We start from the raw sequence: 5,510 nt of genomic DNA, 5'->3' as shown, positions 1-5,510 counted from the left end.
GAAAAATTTTTCACACGTTGGGAAACAGCATTTCTTTGAAGCCCCGTGGTGTAGTGGTCAAACATTCTGGCCTTTGGAGCCAGAGCCGGCGGTTCGAATCCGCCCGGGGCTACTACCATAGCGGTATCGTAGGGTCCAGGGGGAGGACTATCACTAAAGCAGGGCCGGGAAGTAGGGGAGGAGCCAGGTCATAATCTTCCTGTCCATTCCCAGGAGGATTGCCACGCCCGTGAGTATGATAATCCAGCCGGCAGCCACCCTTATCTGTTCTGAGTTGTTCCTTATCCACTCGAGGCGGGTGCTGTACTTCTTGCTGCCGTAGGCGATGCCCAGTATTGCCACCCCGAAGCCCATAGAATAGGAGAAGAGGAGTAGGGAACCCTTGAGAATGCTGCCCTTCATCGCCACGTAGGAGAGTATGGACCCAAGCACGGGACCGACGCAGGGTATCCACACTATGCCCAGGCTCAGGCCCAGGAGGAGGGCGCCTGCTATGGAATCGTCCTTGGCACTGGTATTCAAACCCCTCGCCAGCCTGCCGGTAAGCAGGGAGGAGTAGTGCACAAACAGGCGGTGAAGCCTATCCTCCACCATAACCAGGCCGAAGAAGACTATAAAGCCTATGGAAATGTAGCGTAGTACCTCGCCCAGCGGGCTGGCCAGCAGCCCCAGCGCCGAGAATATACCTCCCATCAGGGTGAAGGAAATCGACATACCTGCAACTATTCCGATGGGCCTGTACCAGCTGCCAACGCTCCCCGCAAGGAGAGGCGGCAGTATCGGAAGTATGCAGGGGGTTGCTATGGTAACCACTCCCGCAATAAATGCAAGCACTAATGAGGGCTCACCCATAAAATCTCCTCAAAACTCAGCGCAACAGTCTCTGGATTATTATATCAAGATTCTGAGCCATAGCGAGGACGTCGTCTCCAGTGGGGTGCGGGTTGACAACTATGTTCCCATTCACAATCAGTGTGGGTGTCTCCTCAATACCGTAGCTCACCGCCAGCTTTATGTTGTTCTGCGCCTCCTGGTTCGCGGCCCCGGACCTCAGCAGCTTTTCAAAATCTTCTCCAAGGCCGAGCTGCCTGCCAAGAGCTATAAGCACCTCCACGTCGCCTATATCCCTGCCCTCCTCAAATCTAGCTTTGAAAATTGCATCTGCCATCTCCCTGCCCTTGCCGTAGCGCTCTGCCAGAAGGTAGGCTTCGACCGTCTTAATCGACTGCTCACCCCACACTATGGGCACCAGCTCAATCTCAAGGGCGCTGCCGTACTTTTCCTCAAGTTGGTGCTTTAGAGCATTAAAGCGGTAGCAGTTATCACAGTAGAAGCTCAGCAACTCCACAATCCTGACCTTTCCCGGCTCCCCTGTGCTGGGCCTGTCCAGGACGGGATAGAGGCCGAGCACAAGCTGCTCACCCGCATTCGAAGGTGCGGCAGTCTCCTCCTGGGGTTCCTCCTTCCCGCTCATTATAAATAAAAATCCTATCAAAACCAGGCCAATTACCACAGCCGCCTTCATCCCAAAAGAACTCTTTCTCGCCTTTTTCTTCTGCCTCTTCTTAACCATGCTATCCCCCGCTCATATTGACGGTAAAGGTGGGCTGAATATCATCCTCGGAGTGGCACCCCTCCATGCACCTCTCCCTTGCAACTTCCTCTTCCTTCACCCCCACCTGTGTCTCCAGCTTTACAATCTCGCCGGTTGTAGGGTCAACCTCGGCTCTGAGCATATTCAAACCTTCCTCGCTTCCAAATTTGCATCCGCACTCCCTCTCCACCAGCTCTATCTTCCAGGTGTAGTTTCCCGAGGCGACGTCGTAGTTAAGATTGATGCGTGTGATTCTGTTGCTCTCATTTCTCAGGTACTCCTCAATAAACGCCCTGGCCTCTTCATTGCTCTTCACAATCTTCAGCGCCTTCTCGGCGGTTACAGGAAACTCAAGACGCTCTCCGGGAGGAGCCTCGGCGGGTTTGAAAGCCCAGAGGCTCGCGGCCACAACAATCAGGGCCAGAGCGACGTAGATCTTCAACTCCATTTCATCACCATTGATTTCATTTAATTTTTTTTAAATTATTTTTCTGTCTTTTCCCAAATTATACCCAATTTCAACAGCCCCATTATTACCTATAGGTCTGTTACAAATAATCTGCAAAATATCATCTGTTAATTTAAGTGAATGGTGCAAAAAGGGTCTGAGCTATCACTCTACTCTGGTTTTTTCCTCCTCCCTGGCAGCGAAGTAGCAGGGCAGACAGAGCTTTTTCCCATTGACCTCCCTAACCTTTGTATCCATCGCATACTCACCGCACGCGGAGCAGCGCACAGAATCTCTCACCTCAGCCTCCTCAGGGAACTCAATCCTTACAGAATCTACTGTGAAGGCTTCCTCAGGCGAGAGGGAAAGAGCGGCTTTAACCTTCTCCTCCATGCTCCTGCCCTTTAGAAGCTCTGGATTAAAGTACAGACGCAGGGCTCTGCCATTCTTCCTTGAGCCGAAGATGAAGACACTCTTCCCGTAGTCGCGGATGTACAGGTTTCCCTTACCCACGGTGCAGCCCGCTATAGCTTGAATAGCGTCAATGGCACAGTTTGCAGTTTCTGCGATGCAGAACAGTTCTTCATCGCCAGCGCGTTCAACGTCAAGCTGCTGCATTGCATAGCCCGCCGCCTTTGCTCCCACCACAACAAAGGGGCACAGGTGTCCGTGAAATTCCACAGCCCTTCTCAGCATCTCGTCGTCCATGCATAGCGTTATGTAACTCTGGTTAAAACTTTTTGGGTAAGCAGGAGTGCTTACTCCCACCCCAAGATTTTTATTCACAGCGCAGTATTAAAATCCATGGAACTGAAGGAGTTTCACGATATTGTAACAATATCCGAGGCAAGGCGGAGGCTGGAGGAGCACTTCACCGCAAGGCCGAGGGTGGAGGAGATAGCACTTGAGAAGGCGCTGGGCAGGGTGGTTGCGCGCGATGTGGTGGCGGGTGTGGATGTCCCGCCTTTCGACAGGGCAAGCATGGACGGCTATGCAGTTATCGCAAAGGACACCTTCTATGCAGACGAGGAGTCGCCTGTGGAGCTGGAGCTCCGGGGCTACATACGCGCAGGCGACAGCTCTCCCCACGAGATTACCCCGGGCACGTGCATAGGCATCGCCACAGGTGCTGCGATGCCCCGGGGGGCGAACGCCGTGGTCATGGTGGAGTACACTGAGCAGGTGGAGAGGGAAGGGAAGAGCTCTGTGAGGATATACAAGCCGGTGGCGCCCGGTGAAAATGTGATGGCAGCGGGTGCAGACATAATGAGGGGAGAGGTTGTAATCAGAGAGGGTACGCGGCTTACCCCCCGCGAGGTTGGCGTACTCGCGGCACTCGGTATGCGCAGCATCGCCGTGTTCCGCTCGCCAAGGGTTGCGATAATCTCTACGGGCGATGAGATAGTGGCCCCCGGTGAGGAGCTGAGCTTTGGGAAGATATACGATGTGAATGCCTATGCGATAGCACAGGCTGTGCGGGAGTGCGGAGGTGAGCCCAGCTTTCTCGGCATAGTCGAGGACGACCCGGCGAAGCTTAAGGGTAAGCTGGAAGAGGCGCTTGAGGGAGAGTACGATATGGTAATAACCTCGGGCGGCACGAGTGCCGGGCTTGGGGATTTGAGCTACCGCGTTATAGACGAGCTGGGTGAGCCCGGGATACTGGTGCACGGCGTGGCGATAAAGCCCGGGAAGCCAACCATCATAGGCGTTGCCAGGGGTAAGGCTATCTTTGGTCTGCCCGGATATCCCACATCGGCGATGGTGACCTTCGACGTATTCGTGGCCCCGGTTATTCGAAGGTTAGCCGGTGTGGAGGCGCCCGGGCGAAAGCAGCTTAAGGCCAAGACGGCAATGAAGTTCTACTCGGCCAGCGGGCGGTACGAGTATAAGCTAGTAAACCTGGTGCGGGGGAGCGATGGGAGCTATTCGGCCTACCCAGTGCTCACAGGCTCAGGGGCGATTACAACCCTCGCCGAGGCAGACGGCTACATAGAGATACCTGAGAATGTGGAGATGCTGGGCGAGGGAGAGGAGCATGAGGTAATCCTGCTTAGCGAGAGCATAAAGCTGGCGGACCTCACAATAATAGGAAGTCACTGCATAGGCGTTGACCTCCTGGTTAGCCTTATGAGCAGGGAGAAGCCCCTGAAGGCGAAGATTATAAATGTGGGCTCCTCTGGCGGCCTTGCTGCGGTGAGAAAGGGTGAGAGCGACATCTCGGGGACGCATTTAATCGACGAGGCCACGGGCGAGTACAACATACCCTTCATCCACCGCCTGGGGCTCGGGGACAGGGCATATCTCGTCAGGGGCTACGACAGGGAGCAGGGTCTGGTTGTGGCGAAGGGCAACCCCAAGGGCATTACCGGTATAGCCGACCTCCTCCGCGGGGATGTGAGGTTCATAAACCGCAACCCGGGCTCTGGCACCCGCGTGCTCTTCGACCTTGAGCTCAGGAAGATTGCGGAGGAGCGCGGGGTTGATATTACGGAGCTTGCTAGGGAGATTGAAGGCTATGAGATTGAGGCGAAGTCCCACTCGGCCATAGCGGCGGCCGTTGCCTACGGCAGGGCCGACGCGGGGTTGGCGATTCGCACCGTGGCGGAGCAGTACGACCTGGACTTCATACCCCTGCGCGAGGAGAAGTACGACTTCGCCATACCAAAGGAGAAGATGGCCAAGCCGGAGGTCAGGAGGTTTATAGCAATGCTCGCCTCCCGGGAGTTCAGGAAGCTCCTCGAAGCCACACCAGGGCTTAGCGCAAATGAAGAGACAGGCAAGGTTATATACGAGCCAGAGTAAAATTTATCTATGTACAGAAGGATTCTGGTTGCCACCGACGGCTCCTTCTATGCAAAGCAGGCGGAGGAGAAGGCGCTGGCTCTCGCCGGGAACTTCGGCTCAGGTATAACTGCGGTTTATGTCATAGACAGGGCGAGATACCAGTGGGCAGAGGAGCTCATGCAGGAGATTTACAACAGGACAAAGAAGGAGGGGGAGGCTGTGCTGAGGGCGTTTGAAGAGAAGGCTGCGCAGCAGGGTGTTAAGGTTGAGACGAAGCTCCGCGAAGGTGTGCCCAGCGAGGAGATTGTCAGAGAGGCTGAGGAGGGCAGCTACGACCTCATTATCCTGGGCTCCATAGGGATAAATGCGGTTGAGGAGGTGGCGCTGGGGAGCGTGGTGCAGCGCGTTGTCAGGCGTGCACCCTGTGATGTGCTCGTTGTGAGGGGTTGAAGAGGGTTACCCGGAAGCGAAGCTTCCGGTGTGACGAAGCGGGGAAGGCGCCCTTATATGGTTGGTTCGGAAGGGGTGATAGGGGCGGGGAAGGCGCCCCTATGAGGGAAAAATTTTTCACACGTTGGGAAACAGCATTTCTTTGAAGCCCCGTGGTGTAGTGGTCAAACATTCTGGCCTTTGGAGCCAGAGCCGGCGGTTCGAATCCGCCCGGGGCTACTACCATAGCGGTAT

6 protein-coding genes and 2 tRNA genes are annotated in these 5,510 nt (G+C 55.3%); 4 read left to right on the top strand and 4 right to left on the bottom strand.

The genetic code is table 11. The annotated features are described in order from the left end of the window. Window positions 1-39 precede the first annotated feature (39 nt). Window positions 40-112: transfer RNA gene (locus ACXJJW_RS03915), tRNA-Gln, on the top strand. A gap of 41 nt (window positions 113-153) precedes the next feature. Here ACXJJW_RS03915 and ACXJJW_RS03910 read toward each other — a convergent pair. The 4 genes from ACXJJW_RS03910 to ACXJJW_RS03895 all read right to left on the bottom strand — a co-directional run bounded on the left by ACXJJW_RS03910 (window position 154) and on the right by ACXJJW_RS03895 (window position 2,750). Next, a complete protein-coding gene (locus tag ACXJJW_RS03910; protein ID WP_456474423.1) occupies window positions 154-852 on the bottom strand; it encodes a cytochrome c biogenesis CcdA family protein in 699 nt (232 codons plus the stop codon). Window positions 853-868: 16 nt separating this feature from the next. Next, entirely contained in the window at window positions 869-1,573 is a 705-nt protein-coding gene (locus ACXJJW_RS03905; protein ID WP_456474422.1) for a DsbA family oxidoreductase, read from the bottom strand. Window position 1,574: 1 nt separating this feature from the next. After that, window positions 1,575-2,042 carry a hypothetical protein gene (locus tag ACXJJW_RS03900; protein WP_456474421.1) on the bottom strand — a complete coding sequence of 156 codons (468 nt, stop codon included), beginning with the start codon at window positions 2,040-2,042 and terminating at the stop codon, window positions 1,575-1,577. Window positions 2,043-2,207: 165 nt separating this feature from the next. After that, window positions 2,208-2,750 (bottom strand): FmdE family protein, encoded by a 543-nt coding sequence (locus tag ACXJJW_RS03895; protein WP_456474420.1) that lies wholly within the window; start codon window positions 2,748-2,750, stop codon window positions 2,208-2,210. Between the two features lie 96 nt (window positions 2,751-2,846). On the opposite strand from ACXJJW_RS03895, the gene ACXJJW_RS03890 reads away from it, so the two are divergent. From ACXJJW_RS03890 to ACXJJW_RS03880, 3 genes are all read left to right on the top strand, one after another. Then, window positions 2,847-4,844 (top strand): molybdopterin biosynthesis protein, encoded by a 1,998-nt coding sequence (locus tag ACXJJW_RS03890; protein WP_456474419.1) that lies wholly within the window; start codon window positions 2,847-2,849, stop codon window positions 4,842-4,844. A 9-nt stretch (window positions 4,845-4,853) separates the two neighbouring features. Further along, window positions 4,854-5,276: a universal stress protein gene (locus tag ACXJJW_RS03885; RefSeq protein WP_456474418.1), complete on the top strand. Its 423-nt coding sequence runs from the start codon at window positions 4,854-4,856 to the stop codon at window positions 5,274-5,276. Window positions 5,277-5,422: 146 nt separating this feature from the next. Continuing rightward, window positions 5,423-5,495: transfer RNA gene (locus ACXJJW_RS03880), tRNA-Gln, on the top strand. Window positions 5,496-5,510: the final 15 nt, after the last annotated feature.

This window comes from Candidatus Pyrohabitans sp. (genome assembly GCF_054014795.1).
Note: the sequence above shows the minus strand (reverse complement) of the source record. Positions and strands in the feature narration are given on the sequence as shown.

Coding starts and splice junctions, on each gene's coding strand:
- ACXJJW_RS03910 (WP_456474423.1), bottom strand. CDS start 852: ATGGGTGAGCCCTCATTAGTGCTTGCATTTATTGCGGGAGTGGTTACC.
- ACXJJW_RS03905 (WP_456474422.1), bottom strand. CDS start 1,573: ATGGTTAAGAAGAGGCAGAAGAAAAAGGCGAGAAAGAGTTCTTTTGGG.
- ACXJJW_RS03900 (WP_456474421.1), bottom strand. CDS start 2,042: ATGGAGTTGAAGATCTACGTCGCTCTGGCCCTGATTGTTGTGGCCGCG.
- ACXJJW_RS03895 (WP_456474420.1), bottom strand. CDS start 2,750: ATGGACGACGAGATGCTGAGAAGGGCTGTGGAATTTCACGGACACCTG.
- ACXJJW_RS03890 (WP_456474419.1), top strand. CDS start 2,847: ATGGAACTGAAGGAGTTTCACGATATTGTAACAATATCCGAGGCAAGG.
- ACXJJW_RS03885 (WP_456474418.1), top strand. CDS start 4,854: ATGTACAGAAGGATTCTGGTTGCCACCGACGGCTCCTTCTATGCAAAG.